The sequence below is a fragment of the Ruegeria aquimaris genome, from assembly GCF_025751555.1.
Classification (GTDB): domain Bacteria; phylum Pseudomonadota; class Alphaproteobacteria; order Rhodobacterales; family Rhodobacteraceae; genus Ruegeria_B; species Ruegeria_B aquimaris.
The window spans coordinates 69,404-86,979 of record NZ_JAOWLB010000007.1; the positions used below are offsets into that span (position 1 = coordinate 69,404).

Sequence of the window (17,576 nt, forward strand, 5' to 3'; positions counted from 1 at the left end):
GCCAATTGGCGCGCCGGATCAGTCGATGACGGCGGTGGCCTCGATCTCGACCAGGGCATCATCCTCGACCAGGCCGGCGACCACCACCATGGCCATGGCCGGGAAATGACGGCCCATCACCTTGCGATAGCTGGCGCCGATCTCGGCCTGGCGGGCCATGTATTCCTTCTTGTCGGTCACGTACCAGGTCAGTCGGGTGATATGCTCGGCCCGGCCCCCGGCGGCCTCGACCACATCGAGGATGTTGCGCAGCGCCTGTTCCATCTGGCCGATGAAATCATGGCTTTCGAACCGCTGTTGCGCGTTCCAGCCGATCTGTCCGCCGACATAGAGATGCCCATCGCGGGTAAGCATGCCGTTGGCATAGCCCTTGGCGGGGGCCCAGCCCTCGGGTTGGATGGTCTTGTGGGTCATGTCTGGCCTCCGTTCACTGACTGTCCGTGCGCAAGCGGAAGCGCTGGATCTTGCCGGTCTGAGTCTTGGGCAGCGCGTCGATGAACCGGACGCTGCGGGGATATTTATAGGGGGCGATGGTCGCCTTGACGTGGTCCTGCAAGGTCTTGACCATCAGCGCGTCGCCGGTATGGCCCGGCGCCAGCACCACATAAGCCTCGACGATATGGCCGCGCGCCTCGTCCGGGGCGCCGATGACGCCGCATTCGGCCACCGCCGGATGCGACAGCAGCGCCGCCTCGACCTCGGGCCCGGCGATGTTGTAGCCGGAACTGACGATCATGTCGTCGCTGCGGGCGGCGAAATGCAGATAGCCATCGGTATCCATCACAAAACTGTCGCCGGTCACGTTCCAGCCGTTTTGCACATATCCCGCCTGCCGGTCGTCGGCCAGATAGCGGCAGCCGGTCGGACCGCGCACTGCAAGCCGCCCGACCTCGCCGCGTGGCGCCTCGTTGCCTGCCTCGTCAAGGATGCGCACCTGATACCCCGTCACCGGCTTGCCGGTACAGGCGGGGCGGTGGTCGTCGAACCGGTTCGAGATGAAGATATGCAGCATCTCGGTGGCGCCGATGCCATCGAGCATCGGCTTGCCGGTCTTGGCGATCCATTCGTCATAGACCGGGGCGGGCAGGGTCTCGCCCGCCGAAACAGCCGCCCGAAGCGAGCTGAGATCGGCGCCCTCGTCCATCGCCTTGAGCATGAAGCGATAGGCGGTGGGCGCGGTGAAACAGACCGTGGCGCCGTACTGCTGTATGATCTCGACCATGTTGGGCGGGCTTGCCTGTTCCAGCAGGGTCGCGGCGGCGCCAAAGCGCAGCGGAAACACCGCCAGCCCGCCCAGCCCAAAGGTAAAGGCCAGCGGTGGTGAGCCGATGAACACATCGTCCGGCGTCACGCCCAGAACCTCGCGCGCATAGCCGTCGGCGATGATCAGCAGGTCGCGATGGAAGTGCATCGTCGCCTTTGGGTCGCCCGTGGTGCCCGAGGTGAACCCCAATAGCGCCACATCGTCCCGCCCGGTCGCGACCGCCTGGAAGCGCACCGGTTTTTGCAGCGCCAGCCGGTCCAGCTCGGCATCGTGGTTCGAGGTGCCATCAAAGCCCACCACCGTGCGCAGGTGTTTCGAGGTCTTGGCGCAGGTGACAAGCTCCTCCATCAGCCGCGTGTCGCACAGCGCATGGGTGATCTCGGCCTTGTCGATGATCTTGGCCAGCTCGCCCGCGCGCAGCATCGGCATCGTGTTGACCACCACCGCGCCCGCCTTGGTCGCGGCCAGCCAGCAGGCCACCATGGCCGGGTTGTTGGCCGAGCGGATCAGCACCCGGTTGCCCGGTTTCACGCCCAGATCCTCGACCAGCACATGGGCTAGCCGGTTGGTCCAGTCGCTGAGTTCCTTGTAGGTGCGCCGCCGGCCATTGCCGATCAGCGCGGTATGGTCGCCAAACCCCTTGTCGACCATGGCATCGGTCAGCTCAACCCCGACATTCAGGTGCTCGGGATAATCGAACCCGTCCAACAGGAAATCGGGCCATTGCTCGGGCGGCGGCAAGTTGTCCCGGGTGAAGGTGTCGATATGTGCGCTTGGTCCCAGCATGGTTCAGTCATTCGCCTCGGGCGGCAGGAAATCGACCTCGTGCTGGGCCGAGAGTTCGACCACCCGTTCGACATCCTCCAGATTGTCCAGCGCCTCGAACAGCTCTTTCAGCTTGCGCGCGGGCGAGACCCAGAACAGCGCGCGGGCCGGTTTGTCGGATTTGTTGAAATAGCCATGCGGGATACCCTTGGGCATGCGCACCAGATCACCGGCGCGCGCCTTGGTCCAGACACCGTCCAGCTTCAGGTCCAGCTCGCCCTCCTGCACCAGGATGAATTCGTCCTGGGTGGGGTGGACATGCACCGGCACGAATTGCCCCGGTTCCGAGTTCGTCTCAAAGGCAAAGGTCGTCTCGCAAACCGCCTTGGGGTAATAGGTCTGGCCCAGAATGTTCCAGACCACACCGTCATAACCGGTGCCGTTTTCGGTAATGCCCTTTTCCAGATCCTGGGTCATGGTCTCTCCTCCCATTGACGTTTCGGTCTTATCCCTGCGCCAACACCTGGCGGGCGATCACCACCCGCTGCACGTCGCTGGCGCCCTCATAGATGCGCAGGGCGCGGATATCGCGATAGAGCTCCTCGACCTTTTCGCCGCGCCGTACCCCGTCGCCGCCGAACAGCTGCACTGCGCGGTCGATCACCTGCTGGGCATGGTCGGTGGAATAGAGCTTGGCCATCGCCGCCTCGCGGCTGACGCGCGGGGCGCCCATGTCCTTGGCCCAGGCGGCGCGATAGGTAAGCAGCGCGCTGGCATCCACATCCAGCGCCATATCGGCGATATGGCCCTGCACCATTTGCAGATCGAACAGCGGCGCGCCCTGCACCTGCCGTGTGGTGACGCGCGCCAATGCCTCGTCCAGCGCGCGGCGGGCAAATCCCAGCGCCGCCGCCGCCACGGTCGAGCGGAACACGTCGAGCACCGCCATCGCCACCTTGAACCCTTCGCCGGGCGCACCCAGCAGCGCCGATTTCGGCACCCGCACATCACTAAAGCGCAGCCGCGCCAGCGGGTGCGGCGCCATCACTTCCAGGCGCTCGACCACCTCAAACCCCGGTAGACCCGCGGGCAGGACAAAGGCGCTGAGCCCGCGTGCGCCGGGTGCCTCGCCGGTGCGGGCAAAGAGCGTATAGACATCGGCGATGCCGCCGTTCGAGATCCAGGTCTTTTCGCCGTTCAGCACGTAATCGTCACCATCGGCGGTGGCGGTCATGGTGGAATTGGCCACATCCGAACCCGATTGCGGTTCGGTCAACGCAAAGGCCGAGATCGCCTGACCGCTGCGGGTCAGCGGCAGCCACTCGGCCTGCTGCGCGGGAGTGCCAAAGAGCGAGATCGCCCCGGTGCCCAGCCCCTGCATGGCAAAGGCGAAATCGGCCAGCCCGTCATGACGCGCCAGGATCTCGCGGCTGAGACACAGGGTCCGCACGTCCAGCCGCTCGCCCTCGGCCGCACCGGTGGCCTGCAACCAGCCACCCGCGCCCAGATCCGCCACCAGCTTGCGGCAGGCCGCGTCAATGTCGCCGTGATCCACATGCAGGCGCGCGCACCAGCCCTCCATCGCCTCGGCGCGGGCGCGATGGGTCTCGTCGAAAAACGGCCAGGTCAGAAAGCTGCGGTCTGCCATCTCATTCCTCCCAAGGGGCTTCATTTCGCCCCAAATACTCCGGGGTCCGGGGCAGCGCCCCGGTCCGACCTCAATCGCCCATAAACACGGGTTTTTCCTTGGCGACAAAGGCGCGGTAGGCGCGTTCGAAATCGCCGGTCTGCATGCAGATCGCCTGTGCCTGCGCCTCGGCCTCGATCGCCTGTTCGATCGACATCGACCATTCCTGCGCCAGCATGGTCTTGGTGATCATATGGCCGAAATTCGGGCCTGCCGCGATCTGCTGGGCCAGTTTGCGGGCCTCATCCTCCAGCGTGTCCGCCGCCACCAGCCGGTTGTGAAAGCCCCAGGCGGCACCCTCGTCAGCGCTCATCGCGCGTCCGGTGTAGAGCAGTTCCGCCGCGCGACCCTGGCCGATGATCCGGGGAAGGATGGCGCAGGCGCCCATATCACAGCCAGCCAACCCGACGCGGGTAAACAGAAAGGCCACCTTGGCCTCGGGCGTCGCGATGCGCAGGTCAGAGGCCATGGCGATGATCGCGCCCGCGCCGACGCAGATGCCGTCGATGGCGGCAATCACCGGTTTGCCGCAATTGATCATCGCCTTGACCAGATCGCCGGTCATTCGGGTGAATTGCAGCAGCTCCTTCATGTTCATCCGGGTGAGCGGCCCGATGATGTCATGCACATCGCCGCCCGAGCTGAAATTGCCGCCGTTCGAGGCAAAGACTACCGCCTTGATGTCGTCATTGTAATGCAGGTCGCGGAACCAGTCGCGCAGCTCGGCATAGCTGTCGAAGGTCAGCGGGTTCTTGCGTTCGGGCCGGTCCAGCGCGATGCGGGCGATGCCGTCTTCGATGGTGCACAGGAAATGGGTGGTGTCGGCGGCGGTCATGATTTTCCCTCTGTCAGAATGCGGTCCAGCGTTGCCGTGATCGCGCGGGCCTCGTCAGCGTCGAGCGCGCCCAGCAGATCGTCGACCCAGGCCTCGTGGCGCGCGGCTTGCCGGGCGAATTCCTCTTCGCCCTTGCGGGTCAGGCGGACCCGGTTGGCGCGGCGGTCGCCCGGCACCGGTTCGCGCAGCACATGGCCATCCTCGACAAGCCGTTCGATGATGCCGGTGACATTGCCGTTCGACACCTTCAGGAGGCCCGACAGCTCGCTCATCTTCAGCCCGCCCGCGTTGCGGGCCAGCGCGCTCATCACGTCAAACCGCGGCAGGGTCGAGGCGAACTCGGTCCGCAGGTTCTCGCGCAGGCCGGATTCCACCGTGCGCGTGGTTTTGAGCAGTTTCAGCCAGAGGCGCAGCCGCGCCTTGCTGTCCGGCCCGACATCGGGGCGGGGGTTGGGTGCGCTCATATCTCTCCTCCCGACAGGGCAAGGGCATGGCCGTTCACCGACCGGGCGGCCTCGGAGCAGAGCCAGAGAACCGCGCCCGCCACCTCGTCCACCTGGATGAATCGGTCCTGCGGATTGCCCTTGCGCAGCGACTTTGCCGCAGCTTCCGCGCTCAGCCCGGTCTTGTCCACGATGGTGGCGATTGAACGTTCCAGCATCGGGGTCTCGATGAAGCCGGGGCAGATCGCGTTTGCGGTCACGCCGGTGCGGCCCAGTTCCACCGCCAGCGCCCGGATCAGGCCCACGACCCCGTGTTTTGCGGCGCAATAGCCCGCCACATAGGGATAACCTTTGAGCCCGGCGGTCGAGGCGATGGCGATCAACCGCCCCTCGCCCGCGTTTTCCATATCCGCCAGCCCGGCCTGAAAGCTGTTGAATACGCCCTTGAGGTTCACATCCAGCATCTGCTGGAATCCTTCGGCGGTCATCTTCCTGAACGGTGTGCTGTCGGCGGCACCCGCATTGGCGACCACCACGCCCACCGGCCCGTTCAGGTCGCGCGCTTGCCGAAAGGCGGCGCGGACCGCCTGCGGATCGGTCACGTCGCAGGTGACCCAGCCGATGAACTTGTGCTGTTTGGCCACCTCGCGCAACGGTGCCTCGCGGCGACCCAGCACGGTGACCTTGGCACCGGCATGGGCCAGCGCCTCGGCAATCGCCGCACCAGTTCCGGTGCCGCCACCGGTGACCACCGCATGGGTGCCTTCCAGCGTCATGCGCGGATCTCCATCTCGGCGTCACGGTCGGCCAGGCGCCAGGCCTGATCCCGGCCCGCCAGATAAGGTAGCGGCCAGTCGGCGTGGCGATCACCGATGCGCGCGCCCTCGTGCAGGGTCCAGTAGGGGTCGGCCAGATGCGGGCGACCGACGCAGATCAGATCGGCCCGGCCCGCCATCAGGATCGAGTTGGCATGGTCGGCCTCATAGATATTGCCCACCGCCATGGTGGCGATGCCGGTCTCGTTGCGGATGCGGTCCGAGAACGGGGTCTGGAACATGCGGCCATAGACGGGTTTGGCCTCGACCGAGGTCTGCCCGGCGGAAACGTCGATGATATCGGCCCCTGCCGCGTGGAACATCGCCGCGATCTTGACTGCCTCCTCGGGCGTGACACCGGCCTCGTCCACCCAGTCATTGGCCGAAATCCGCACCGACATCGGCTTGTCCTCGGGCCATGCGGCCCGCATCGCGGTGAACACTTCCAGCGGGTAGCGCATGCGGTTTTCCAGCGACCCGCCGTAGTCGTCGCCGCGCGAGTTCGACATCGGCGAGATGAAGGACGAGATCAGATAGCCGTGTGCTGCGTGCAGTTCGATCATGTCGAAACCTGCCCGTTCCGCCATTTGCGCGGCCGCGACGAACTGATCGCGCACTGCGTCCATATCCGTCCGCGTCATTTCGCGCGGGGTGGCATTGTTGGCGGACCACGGGATGGGCGAGGCCGAGATCAGGCCCCAGTTTTCCGCCTTCAGGGGCGCGTCCATCGTCTCCCACCCCAGCTGGGTCGAGCCCTTGCGCCCGGAATGACCGATCTGGCAGCAGATTTTGGCGCTCGTCTCGCCATGCACGAAGTCGGTCAGCCGCCTCCACGCGGCCTCATGCTCGGGCGCATAGAGGCCCGGACAACCGGGCGTGATGCGGCCTGTGGGGCTGACGCAGGTCATCTCGGTATAGACCAGGCCCGCGCCACCCTTGGCGCGTTCGCCGTAGTGGATCAGATGCCAGTCGGTCGGGCAGCCATCGACGGCCTTGTATTGCGCCATGGGCGAGACCACGATGCGGTTCTTCAACTCCATGCCGCGCAGGCGGAAGGGGGCGAACATCGGCGCGCGCACGGGTTCGGCTGCAGCGCCCGCACGGGTCTGAAACCATTGTTCGGCCGAGCGCAGCCAGTCGGCATCGCGCAGGCGCAGGTTCTCGTGACTGATCCGCTGGCTGCGGGTCAGCAGCGAATAGTTGAACTGCACCGGGTCCATGTCCAGATAGCGTTCCACCTGTTCGAACCACTCCAGCGAGTTGCGTGCCGCCGATTGCAGGCGCAGCACCTCGAGCCGGCGTTCCTCCTGATAGCGCTCGAAGGCACTTTCCATCGTCGGTTCGGAATGCAGATAGGTGGCCAGCGAAATGGCGCTGTCAAAGGCCAGGCGCGAGCCCGAGCCGATCGAGAAATGCGCGGTGGCCGCCGCATCGCCCATCAGCACCACGTTTTCATGGTGCCATTTCTCGCACAGAACGCGGGGAAAGTTGATCCAGACCGCCGAGCCGCGCAGATGGCTGGCATTCGACATGAGCTTGTGGCCGCCCAGATGCGCGGCAAAGATGCGCTCGCAGGTGGCGACGCTCTCTTCCTTGGACATATGCTCGAATCCCCAGGCGTCCCAGGTCTCCTGGCTGCATTCCACGATCACCGTCGCGGTGTCCTCGTCGAACTGATAAGCATGCACCCACATCCAGCCATGTTCGGTCTTTTCAAAGATGAAGGTGAAGGCGTCGTCGAATTTCTGATGGGTGCCAAGCCAGATGAACTTGCACTGGCGGGTGTCGATATCGGGTTTGAAATGCGCGGCCAGATCGCTGCGCACGCGCGAGTTCAGCCCGTCGCAGGCCACCACCAGATCGTATTCCGCCTGATACTCGGCAATGGGGCGTGCTTCGGTCTGGAATTGCAGATCGACGCCCAACTCGCGGGCGCGGTCTTGAAGCAGGAGCAGCATCGCCTTGCGCCCGATCCCGGCAAAACCGTGCCCGCCCGAGACGGTGCGCACCCCGTCATGCACCACCGCGATATCGTCCCAATAGGCAAAGTTCGAGCGGATCGTTTCGGCGCTCTTGGGGTCGTTGGCGGCCAGGTTTTCCAGCGCGTCATCGCTCAGCACCACGCCCCAGCCGAATGTATCGTCGCCCTTGTTGCGCTCGATCACCGTGACCTGATGCGAAGGGTCGCGCAGCTTCATCGAAATGGCGAAATAGAGCCCCGCCGGACCGCCACCCAGACATGCGACACGCATTGCATCCTCCCTCGCAAGATACGCTGATTGAGGATGAGGATACGGGGATTCGGATATATTTCAAGCCTAAACCTTTAAGCTTGAAATATAACGGAGCGGCATCTACGCTATCCGCAAATCGGGAGGGTCTGCGATGATCGACTGGGATGATGCCTTTGACAATTCCAGCTATGTGCCGGGGTCGGACAAGCTGGCCGCTGCCTGGGGCGCTGCGGCGGCGGCCTGGCGCGACAGTCAGGGCGGGACGCTTGACATTTCCTATGCTCCGGGCCCGCGTAACCGGCTGGACCTGTTCCGCCCCGACGGCGCGGCGAAGGGCCTCGTGGTATTTGTGCATGGCGGCTATTGGCAAAAGCTCGACAAGAGCTTCTGGTCGCATTTCGCCGCCGGGCCGCTCAGCCGGGGCTGGGCGCTGGCGGTGCCCTCTTACACGTTGGCGCCCGAGGCGCGGCTGGGCCAGATGGTCGAGGAAGTTCGAGCATCGATAGAAGAGGCAGCGCGTCACGTCGCGGGACCGGTGCGGCTGGCGGGCCATTCCGCCGGTGGCCATCTGGTGGCCCGCATGGCCTGTACCGACGGGCCGCTGCCTGACCGGCTGGACCGGGTGATCAGTATCAGCGGTATCCACGATCTGCGCCCGCTGCTGGCCACCCGGATGAACGAGGTGCTGCATCTGGACGCGGCAGAGGCCGAGGCCGAAAGCCCCGCGCTTCTGCCCCGGCGCGCGGGCCTGTCGGTCACCTGCTGGGTCGGCGCCGATGAGCGGCCCGAATTGGTGCGCCAGACCCGGCTCTTGTCCGAGGCGTGGGGCGTGCCCAACGTCTTTGCCGCCGGGCACGAGCATTTCTCGGTCGTCGAAGAGTTGGGGCGCCCCGGCTCCGCCCTGCTTTCAGAACTTCTCAAGGATTAACCCGATGTCCCAAGCCTATGACCCCAGCCAGGAAGGCGCCAAGATGTCCTATGCCAAGGACATGAGCTATGGCGACTATCTGCATATGGACGACCTGCTCGCCACGCATCACCTGCAATCGGATGCGCATGACGAGTTGCTGTTCATCATCCAGCACCAGACTAGCGAATTGTGGATGCGGCTTGTTCTGCACGAACTGACCGCAGCGCGGCGGTTGCTGATGTCTGGCGGCGATTTCCGCCCGGCGTTCAAGATGCTGACCCGGGTTGCGCGCATTTTCGACCAGCTCAATTCGGCGTGGGACGTGCTGCGCACGATGACACCCAGCGATTACACCACGTTCCGCAATGCGCTTGGCAATTCCTCGGGTTTTCAATCGCACCAGTACCGGTTGATCGAATATGTTCTGGGCAACCGGAATATCTCTTTGATGAAGGTGCACGAGCATCGGCCGGAGCTGCATGCCATGCTGGCCGAGGAATTGCAGCGGCCCTCGCTTTATCATGTGGCCCTGGACGCCCTGTCGGCAAAGACCGGAGTGGCGATCTCGCCCGAAGCGCGCCGGATGGATAATCCGCATAGCGCGGATGCCGATGTGCAGCGCGCATGGAAGATGGTTTACGAGAACCCGGCCAAGTTCTGGGATCTCTATGAGTTGGCCGAAAAACTGGTCGATCTCGAGGATTACTTCCGCCGCTGGCGCTTCAACCATGTCACCACGGTTGAGCGGGTCATCGGGTTCAAGCGGGGCACCGGCGGAACTTCGGGTGTGCAGTACCTGCGGCGGATGCTCGAAGTCGAGCTGTTCCCCGAACTTTGGCATCTTCGCACCGAACTCTGAGCCAGAATCTGCGAAAAAGTTGTCGAATTCGCCCGGCATGGTCTGGGCGAAATTGCCATGGCGTTCAAACACGACATATCATGATTGTTTTCTGACTTATCCGGACATGGACGATGCCGGTCAGGTGGTCTATCGTCGCCGCGAACCCAATGGCTCAGGCCCCACAGGCAAGAGGTAGAACAATGAATTATCACAGCCCGGCGAGCTTTGCCGAGGCGTCGCGGATCGCCGCTGACGCGTCGGGCATCACCCGGTTTCTGGCGGGGGGCACCGATGTGCTGGTGCAGTTGCGCGCCGATATTGTCACCCCGGACACGCTGATCGACATCAAGAAGATCCCGGGAACCGGCGCAATCACGCGCAACGCGGACGGCAGCTGGACCCTGGGCGTGGCCGTGCCGGGTGCGGAGCTGGGCGAACATGCCGGGCTGGTGGCCGATTGGCCCGGCGTGGTCGAGGCGATGAACCTTGTGGGGTCGACCCAGGTGCAGGGCCGCGCGACATTGACGGGCAACCTCTGCAACGGCTCGCCCGCTGCGGATTCCGTCCCGGCCATGGTCGCCGCGTCCATGACCGCAACCGTGACCGGACCCAACGGTGATCGTACTGTCGCAGTCAGGGATATTCCGACCGGGCCGGGCAAAACATCGCTGGCAAAGGGCGAGCTTGTTTCGGCACTGCATATTCCCCCGCGGGGCGAAAACGCAGGCGACGCCTATCTGCGCTTCATTCCGCGCAGTGAAATGGATATCGCCGTGGTGGGTTGTGCCGTCAACCTGAGGCTTGACGGGGATACCGTTGTCGAGGCCCGCGTGTCCCTGGGCGCTGTTGCGCCGACCGTCTTGCTGGTCGAAGACGCCGCTGCGGCGATCATCGGTTCCACGCTGGACGACGCCGCGCTGGACCGGCTGGCCGCCGCAGCCTCGGCCGCCTGCAAGCCGATCAACGACAAACGCGGCACAATCGAATTCCGGACCGAAGTCGCGGGCGTGCTGGCCAAGCGTGTCGCGCGCATCGCCTATGCCCGGGCCAAGGGCGAAATCATCAAGGGGCACCACGGATGAGCAAGATCCACGTATCCACCACCGTCAACGGCGATGCGGTCGAGTATCTCTGCGACCCGCGCGAAACCCTGCTCGACTGTCTGCGCGACAAGCTCAGCCTGACCGGGGCCAAGGAAGGCTGCGGCACTGGCGATTGCGGTGCCTGCTCGGTGACGCTCGACGGGCGGCTGGTCTGCTCCTGCCTGGTGCTTGGGGTCGAGGCCGAAGGCAAGGAAATTGGCACCGTCGAAGGCATCGCCGAGGGCGATGTGCTGCATCCGCTGCAACAGAAATTCATCGACTATGCCGCACTGCAATGCGGCATCTGCACCCCCGGCATCCTAGTCGCCGCCAAGGCACTGTTGGAGCAGAACCCGGACCCGACCGAAGAAGAAGTCCGGTTCTGGCTGGCCGGCAACCTGTGCCGCTGCACGGGATATGACAAGATCATCCGCGCCGTGATGGACACGGCCAAGGATATGAGGGAGGCGGTATAATGGCGCTCGACGATCTCAAGACCAAGGATTTCGCCTTTGTGGGCACCCGCCCGAACCGGCCCGACGGGCTGGACAAGGTAACCGGCCGCGCCAAATTCGGCGCCGATGCCTATGCGCCCGGCATGCTGCACGGCGCCATCCTGCGCAGTCCGCACGCCCATGCCCGCATCCTGCGCATCGACACGTCGAAGGCCGAGGCGCTCAAGGATGTGAAGGCGGTGGTCACCCGCGCCGATTTTTCGGACAAGGTGGAATTTGCGCCAGGTCTGGAAGGCGAATTCTGGAACGTGCTGGAAAACGTCATGGCGGGCGACAAGGCGCTCTATGACGGGCATGCCGTTGCTGCTGTTGCCGCCACCTCTGCACTGGCCGCGCGCGATGCGCTCAAGCTGATCGAGGTGGAATACGAGATCCTGCCCCATGTCACTGATGTGGACAAGGCGATGTTGGCCGACGCGCCGGTGATCCGCGAAGGCGCGGCCGACTACTCGGTGCCCGCGGGGATGCACCCCAACGTGGTCCGCATGCACGAAAGCGGCCATGGCGACGTGGCGGCTGGCTTTGCCGAGGCAGACCTGGTGATCGAGGATCATTTCACCACAGAGGCGACGCACCAGGGCTATATCGAGCCGCATGCCTGCCTTGCGACGCTGGGTATGGATGGCAAGGGCGAGCTGTGGTGCTGCACCCAGGGACACTGGATCGTGCAGAAAACCTGCGCCGCGCTTCTGGGGATCGAAACCGCGAACTTGCGGGTGACGGCTTCCGAGATCGGCGGCGGGTTTGGCGGCAAGACGACCGTGTTCATCGAACCGGTGGCGCTGGCGCTGTCGCGCAAGGCCAACAAGCCGGTGAAACTGGTGATGAGCCGATCCGAGGTGTTCCGCGCCACCGGGCCAACCGCCTCGGCCTCGATGGATATCAAGATCGGGATGAAGAAGGACGGCACCCTCACTGCGGCCGAGGGTATCTTCCGCCTGCAAGGCGGTGCGTTCCCGGGTGGACCGGCGGAATTCACCGCAATGTGCGCCTTTGCCCCCTACAGCCTGTCGAATGTGCGGCAGGTTGGTTACGACGTGATGACCAACCGCCCGAAACAGGCGGCCTATCGCGCGCCCGGCTCGCCGATGGCGGCCTTTGCCGTGGAATCGGTGATTGACGAACTATGCAACCAGCTTGGGCTCGACCCGATCGAGGTGCGGCTCAAGAACGCCTCGCGCGAGGGTACCAAGGCCAGCTATGGTCCGCGCTTCCAACAGATCGGTCTGGTGCAGACGCTGGAAGCCGCCAAGGCGCACCCACATCTCTCGGCGCCGCTGAAGCCGGGGCAGGGGCGTGGCATCTCCTGTGGTTTCTGGTTCAATCATGGCGGTGAAACTTCGGTTTCGCTGGCGTTGAGCGAGGATGGCTCGGCCCAGGTCATGGTGGGTACACCCGATATCGGCGGCAGCCGCGCCTCGATGGCGCTGATGGCGGCCGAGGTGCTGGGCATCCCTTACGAGAACATCCGCGTGACCATCGCCGACACGGCGACGCTGGGCTATAACGATGTCAGCCACGGCAGCCGGGTGACCTATGCCAGCGGGCTGGCCACCATCAAGGCGGCGCGCCACGCGGTCGAAAAACTGTGTGAGCGGGCGGCCAAGAAATGGGGCATCCCGGTGGATGCGGTGAAATGGGAAAACGGCTGCGCGGTACCTTCTGGCCCGAATGCGGGCGATTTCGACCCGCTGCCGCTGGCCGACATCACCGCGAACATGGGGCAGACCGGCGGACCGATCTCGGGCCATTTCGAGGCCACGCCCGAAGGGGCGGGTGTCAGCTTTGCCACCCATATCGTCGATGCAGAGGTCGATCCGGAAACCGGCAAGACGCGCGTCGTGCGCTATACCGTGATCCAGGATGCGGGTAAGGCGATCCACCCGACCTATGTCGAGGGCCAGTACCAGGGCGGCGCGGCACAGGGCATCGGTTGGGCGCTGAACGAGGAATATATCTATGGCGAGGACGGGCGTTTGCAGAACAGCGTCTTCCTCGACTATCGGATTCCCGTCGCCTCCGACCTGCCGATGATCGACACGGTCATCGTCGAAGTGCCAAACCCCGGCCACCCGTTCGGTGTCCGGGGGGTCGGTGAAACCTCGATCTGCCCGCCGCTGGCAGCCATCGCCAACGCGGTTTCTGCCGCGGCCGGTGTGCGCATGCGTAACCTGCCGATGTCACCGCCGCGCATCCTGTCGGCGCTCAAGGCGGATGGTTGAGGTCCATCTCTGGTCCGGCCTGCGGGCGCTGACCGGTGGGCTGGAGGTGGTCGAGGTCGAGGCCACCGATACGGGTGAGATGCTGCGCGCGCTGACCCGCGCGCATCCGCAATTGCAGGCGCCGATAGACGCAGGCGTATCCGTCACGATCAACGGTCGCGTGATCGCCTCGGGCCTGACGGAACCGATCCCCGACGGTGCCGAAGTCTATCTGATGCAACGGATCAGGGGCGGGTGAACTCCCGCCCCACTTGGGCCGCCCCTGACGGGACGCCTGCGGGCGTTGGGCCGGGCGCCGCTGACGCGGCGATTTTTTGCGAGGCGCTGCCTCGCGCTCCGGAGTATTTTGAACCAAAAAGAAGCAAAGGGCCCCTGCTCTTTCCTCTTGCCGAAAATATCCCGGGGGAGTCACCAAAGGTGACGGGGGCAGCGCCCCCTTGACGCGCGTTTATCCGCGCGGATCGTCCAGGATCAGTTCGAACCGGCGTGGCATCAGGCCAGACTGGAACCACGTGACCATTGAATAGATTGAATAAATTGGCAGGCCGGTGCGTTTGCGCAGATCGGCGGCATAGGGCACCATGTTGGTGCATTCCAGAACGATGGCGCCCGCATCGGGTTCCTGTGCCATGATCTCGTCGGCGGCGTCCAGCATGTCCAGACGGCAGGCGGCGAAGTCGATTGCGGGCGCGTCGCCCAGAATGTCGCGGGTGAAGACGCGGCCCTTATCGGTGCCGTAGACCGGCGTGTCGAGTGGTACTCCGGCCGCCGCAAGATGCGCATGGGTCAGCGTGGCCTTGGAGATCGTCAGGATCACGACCTTCTTTCCGGGCGGTAAAAGCGCTTGCACCATAGGGACTTGCATCAGCGACGAGGTCGCCACCGGAACCCCGAGAGCGGCCCGCAATTCGTCCTGCACTAGCGCCAGAAAGCCGCAGTTGGTGGTGATCCCGTCCGCGCCGGTGGCCACCAGATCGCGACCTGCCTCGACAAAGGTGTCGAGGAGCGCGCGGGGATCGCCGCGCACCACCCGATCAGGCGAGGCGCCGCGCACTACGCGGTAGTGAACGGGGAAGGGCCAGGTCATGGCGTTGCCCATGTCGCCATGGATGCGCGGGAAGCGGGTTTCCAGCATCAGGATGCCGACTGCGGCCCCGAAAACCGTCTTTCCACCATTTTGTACTGACATTTTTCCCTCAATGTTCCGGAACGTACAATTGTGCATAGGCATCGCGCACCGCCTGGGTCGCGCCCTCACGGCGGCGTTCGATATGGGCGCGCATCTCGGACATGGCCCCGTCGGCATCGCGCCGGGCGATGGCATCCAGGATGCGCTGATGGGCCGACACCATGGTCTGACCATGTGGTCCAATGGCCTGCAACCGCCGCAGGTCGATCAGCCGCAAGTATCGGATGCGGTCGTTGAGATTGGCCAGCATGCGCGCCAGTTCGGCATTGCCGGCAAGCGCGCAGAGCTGGGTATGAAACCGTTCGTCCATCGCCAGCAGCGCCTCGGTATCGGCCTCGGAGGTGTAGTCGGGGGCGATGTCCTCCAACTCCTGCATCAGGATGGCGATGTCGCGTTCGTCGCCGCGCCGGGCGGCCAGGCGCACGGATTCGACTTCGACAGCGACGCGCGCCTCGTAGAGATCCATCACAAGTTCCGGCGAGAGCGACCGGCAAAAGAAGCCGCGCCCGGACTGGAAGGTCAGGAAGCCTTCGGCCACCAGCCGGTTCAACGCCTCGCGGATCGGCGTGCGCGAGGCGTTGAGTTGCGTCGCCAATGCGCTTTCGTTGATGCGCGCATCCGGTTTGAAGGAGAAATCCGTCGCCATACGCCGGAGCGCATCATAAAGCCGGTCAACATTGCTTTCGGTCCTGGCCATTTCCGCCCCTGATTTGGTCGCAGGATATTGTCGGATTGACTTGTGCGCAAGATGTGATGCAAAGCTGTATACAGATATGAACGCAGAAGTGTGTGAGGGATTCGGATGAGCAATCAGATGAACGGCGCCGAGGCGCTGGTGCGGATGCTGGAGGCGCAGGGGGTGCAGCATATCTTTGGCTTGTGTGGCGATACCACCTTGCCGTTTTATGATGCGATGCTGCGGCTGGATCACAAGATCACCCATGTCCTGACCCGTGACGAGCGCTGTGCCACCTATATGGCCGATGGCTATTCCCGCGTGACGGGGCGCGTCGGTGTGGCCGAGGGACCGTCGGGTGGGGGCGCCACCTATATCCTGCCGGGGCTGATCGAGGCCTCGGAAAGCTCTTATGCGGTGTTGGGGATCACCACCGATATCTCGGTCGCCTCTTACGGCAAATACCCGCTGACCGAGGTGGATCAAAAGGCGCTGATGGCGCCCCTGACCAAGTGGAACACGGTGATCAGCCGGGCCGATCATATCCCGCGCATGGTGCGGGCGGCGTTTCGCGCGATGACCACCGGGCGCTCGGGCGCGGCGCATATCGGCCTGCCTTATGACGTGCAATATGACCCGGTGGATGCCGCCGACATCTGGGCCGATCCTGCGACCGCCAGCTATCCTGCCTATCCACAGGCGCCGGCGCCTGGTGCGGCAGAGGCGGCAGTCGATGCGATCCTGTCGGCAAAGAACCCGCTCATCGTCTGCGGTGGCGGCGTGGTGATCGCCCAGGCCTGGGAGGAGCTGGACCGTCTGGCAACCCGGCTGGATATCCCGGTGGCGACCTCGATCTCGGGGCAGGGGTCTCTTGCCGAAACCCATCCCAACTGTCTGGGCGTGGTGGGCTCGAACGGGGGCACCGACGAGACATGGGAGATGATGGAGGCCGCCGATCTGGTGGTGTTCATGGGCTGCCGCGCGGGGTCCACCACAACGGCACGGTGGGAGGCGCCGAAACCGGGCACCCGGATCGTGCATTTCGACAATGATCCGATGGTGATGAACGCCAATTACCGGACCGAGGTCGCTGTGGTGGGCGATCTGCGGCTGGCGCTGGCCGAGGTGAACGCGGTGCTGGACGCGCGGGCACAAGGAGCCGATACCTTTGGCGGCGCGGCGGCGATTGCCGACAGGAAACGGCGCAAGTTCGAGGCGTTCGAGGTGCTGGCAGGTTCCGATCAGGCGCCGATCCGGCCCGAGCGGGTGATCCGCGCCCTGATGAATACGCTGCCCGAGGATGCGACCGTGGTGTCTGATCCCGGCACCAGCTGCCCCTATTTCTCGGCCTACTACCAGCTGCCGCGCCCGGGGCGGCATTTCATCACCAACCGTGCGCATGGGGCGCTGGGATACTCGCTGTCAGCCGCTCTGGGCGCCTGGTACGGGCGGCCGGCGTCCAAGACCGTGGCGCTGATGGGTGACGGGTCGTTCGGGTTCACGGTGGGCGAACTGGAGACCGTCTGCCGGTCGCGGGCGCCGATCACCTATGTGGTGTTCTCGAACGCGACATTCGGCTGGATCAAGGCCAGCCAGTTTGCCGACAAGGACAAGCGCTATTACAACGTCGATTTCAACCGCACTGACAATGCGGCCATCGCGGCAGCCTATGGGGTGAAATCCTGGCGGGTCGAGGACCCGGCGGATCTGGAGCGGGTGCTGGCCGAGGCGATTGCCCATGACGGGCCGACGCTGGTCGATGTGATCACCCAGCCGCTGGAGGAAAGCAATGCCCCCGTCCGCCGCTGGATGGGCTGAGTGCTTTGTCCGAAAGGCGCTTGGGGCACCTTATGTGCCGCAATTACAGAGCGTGGAAAGCTGTGATCTTTACTCTGGCTTTATCAGCTTGGCCAAATCTGCGCGATCCTCGTCGGTCCAAGAAGACGGATCCTCGCCATGCGCTATCACCGCGTGAAGCTCCATGAGTTTCCAGACCTCGTCTTCGGTTTGAGCAACCACCTTGCCGGGGCAGGATTCCATGCCGGGATAGTCCTTGCAGGCGTAAGAAAATGACGTTGACATCGCGTGCTCCTTTCGC

General features: G+C 64.4%; 18 protein-coding genes. 7 read left to right on the forward strand and 11 right to left on the reverse strand.

Features of this window, described 5'->3' with window-relative positions; genetic code table 11:
• Positions 1-18: 18 nt before the first annotated feature.
• From OE747_RS11785 to OE747_RS11820, 8 genes are all read right to left on the reverse strand, one after another.
• Positions 19-414: a RidA family protein gene (locus OE747_RS11785; RefSeq protein WP_263828797.1), complete on the reverse strand. Its 396-nt coding sequence runs from the start codon at positions 412-414 to the stop codon at positions 19-21.
• Positions 415-427: 13 nt separating this feature from the next.
• Complete coding sequence (locus OE747_RS11790) at positions 428-2,050, reverse strand: AMP-binding protein (protein ID WP_263828798.1); 1,623 nt, start codon at positions 2,048-2,050, stop codon at positions 428-430.
• Positions 2,051-2,053: 3 nt separating this feature from the next.
• Positions 2,054-2,506: a cupin domain-containing protein gene (locus tag OE747_RS11795; protein WP_164132118.1), complete on the reverse strand. Its 453-nt coding sequence runs from the start codon at positions 2,504-2,506 to the stop codon at positions 2,054-2,056.
• Between the two features lie 28 nt (positions 2,507-2,534).
• Positions 2,535-3,677 carry an acyl-CoA dehydrogenase family protein gene (locus OE747_RS11800; RefSeq protein WP_263828799.1) on the reverse strand — a complete coding sequence of 381 codons (1,143 nt, stop codon included), beginning with the start codon at positions 3,675-3,677 and terminating at the stop codon, positions 2,535-2,537.
• A 70-nt stretch (positions 3,678-3,747) separates the two neighbouring features.
• A complete protein-coding gene (locus tag OE747_RS11805) occupies positions 3,748-4,551 on the reverse strand; it encodes an enoyl-CoA hydratase family protein (protein ID WP_234176925.1) in 804 nt (267 codons plus the stop codon).
• Entirely contained in the window at positions 4,548-5,015 is a 468-nt protein-coding gene (locus OE747_RS11810; RefSeq protein WP_263828800.1) for a MarR family winged helix-turn-helix transcriptional regulator, read from the reverse strand. The genes OE747_RS11805 and OE747_RS11810 overlap by 4 nt, the downstream gene beginning before the upstream one ends.
• Positions 5,012-5,770, reverse strand: coding sequence for an SDR family NAD(P)-dependent oxidoreductase (locus OE747_RS11815; protein ID WP_263828801.1), 759 nt, complete (start codon positions 5,768-5,770; stop codon positions 5,012-5,014). Before OE747_RS11815 ends, OE747_RS11810 begins: the two co-directional genes overlap by 4 nt.
• Entirely contained in the window at positions 5,767-8,061 is a 2,295-nt protein-coding gene (locus tag OE747_RS11820) for a bifunctional salicylyl-CoA 5-hydroxylase/oxidoreductase (protein ID WP_263828802.1), read from the reverse strand. The genes OE747_RS11815 and OE747_RS11820 overlap by 4 nt, the downstream gene beginning before the upstream one ends.
• A gap of 133 nt (positions 8,062-8,194) precedes the next feature.
• Between OE747_RS11820 and OE747_RS11825 the strand changes: the two genes are divergently transcribed.
• The 6 genes from OE747_RS11825 to OE747_RS11850 all read left to right on the forward strand — a co-directional run bounded on the left by OE747_RS11825 (position 8,195) and on the right by OE747_RS11850 (position 13,851).
• Entirely contained in the window at positions 8,195-8,971 is a 777-nt protein-coding gene (locus OE747_RS11825) for an alpha/beta hydrolase (RefSeq protein ID WP_263828803.1), read from the forward strand.
• 4 nt (positions 8,972-8,975) lie between these two features.
• Positions 8,976-9,812, forward strand: a complete 837-nt coding sequence (locus OE747_RS11830; RefSeq protein WP_263828804.1) for a tryptophan 2,3-dioxygenase — start codon at positions 8,976-8,978, stop codon at positions 9,810-9,812.
• Between the two features lie 182 nt (positions 9,813-9,994).
• The gene (locus tag OE747_RS11835) at positions 9,995-10,876 is read left to right on the forward strand and encodes an FAD binding domain-containing protein (protein ID WP_263828805.1); all 882 of its coding nucleotides are present in this window, start codon (positions 9,995-9,997) and stop codon (positions 10,874-10,876) included.
• Complete coding sequence (locus OE747_RS11840) at positions 10,873-11,352, forward strand: (2Fe-2S)-binding protein (protein WP_164132127.1); 480 nt, start codon at positions 10,873-10,875, stop codon at positions 11,350-11,352. Before OE747_RS11835 ends, OE747_RS11840 begins: the two co-directional genes overlap by 4 nt.
• On the forward strand, positions 11,352-13,613 hold the full coding sequence (locus OE747_RS11845) for a xanthine dehydrogenase family protein molybdopterin-binding subunit (protein WP_263828806.1): 2,262 nt from the start codon (positions 11,352-11,354) through the stop codon (positions 13,611-13,613). The genes OE747_RS11840 and OE747_RS11845 overlap by 1 nt, the downstream gene beginning before the upstream one ends.
• Entirely contained in the window at positions 13,606-13,851 is a 246-nt protein-coding gene (locus OE747_RS11850) for a MoaD/ThiS family protein (protein ID WP_263388199.1), read from the forward strand. The genes OE747_RS11845 and OE747_RS11850 overlap by 8 nt, the downstream gene beginning before the upstream one ends.
• A gap of 210 nt (positions 13,852-14,061) precedes the next feature.
• On the opposite strand, the gene OE747_RS11855 is transcribed toward OE747_RS11850, so the two are convergent.
• A complete protein-coding gene (locus tag OE747_RS11855) occupies positions 14,062-14,802 on the reverse strand; it encodes an aspartate/glutamate racemase family protein (protein WP_263828807.1) in 741 nt (246 codons plus the stop codon).
• A gap of 7 nt (positions 14,803-14,809) precedes the next feature.
• Entirely contained in the window at positions 14,810-15,499 is a 690-nt protein-coding gene (locus OE747_RS11860) for a GntR family transcriptional regulator (RefSeq protein ID WP_263828808.1), read from the reverse strand.
• A gap of 105 nt (positions 15,500-15,604) precedes the next feature.
• On the opposite strand from OE747_RS11860, the gene OE747_RS11865 reads away from it, so the two are divergent.
• The gene (locus OE747_RS11865) at positions 15,605-17,296 is read left to right on the forward strand and encodes a thiamine pyrophosphate-binding protein (protein ID WP_263828809.1); all 1,692 of its coding nucleotides are present in this window, start codon (positions 15,605-15,607) and stop codon (positions 17,294-17,296) included.
• Between the two features lie 69 nt (positions 17,297-17,365).
• On the opposite strand, the gene OE747_RS11870 is transcribed toward OE747_RS11865, so the two are convergent.
• Positions 17,366-17,560: a DUF1059 domain-containing protein gene (locus OE747_RS11870; protein WP_164132133.1), complete on the reverse strand. Its 195-nt coding sequence runs from the start codon at positions 17,558-17,560 to the stop codon at positions 17,366-17,368.
• Between the last annotated feature and the right edge of the window lie 16 nt (positions 17,561-17,576).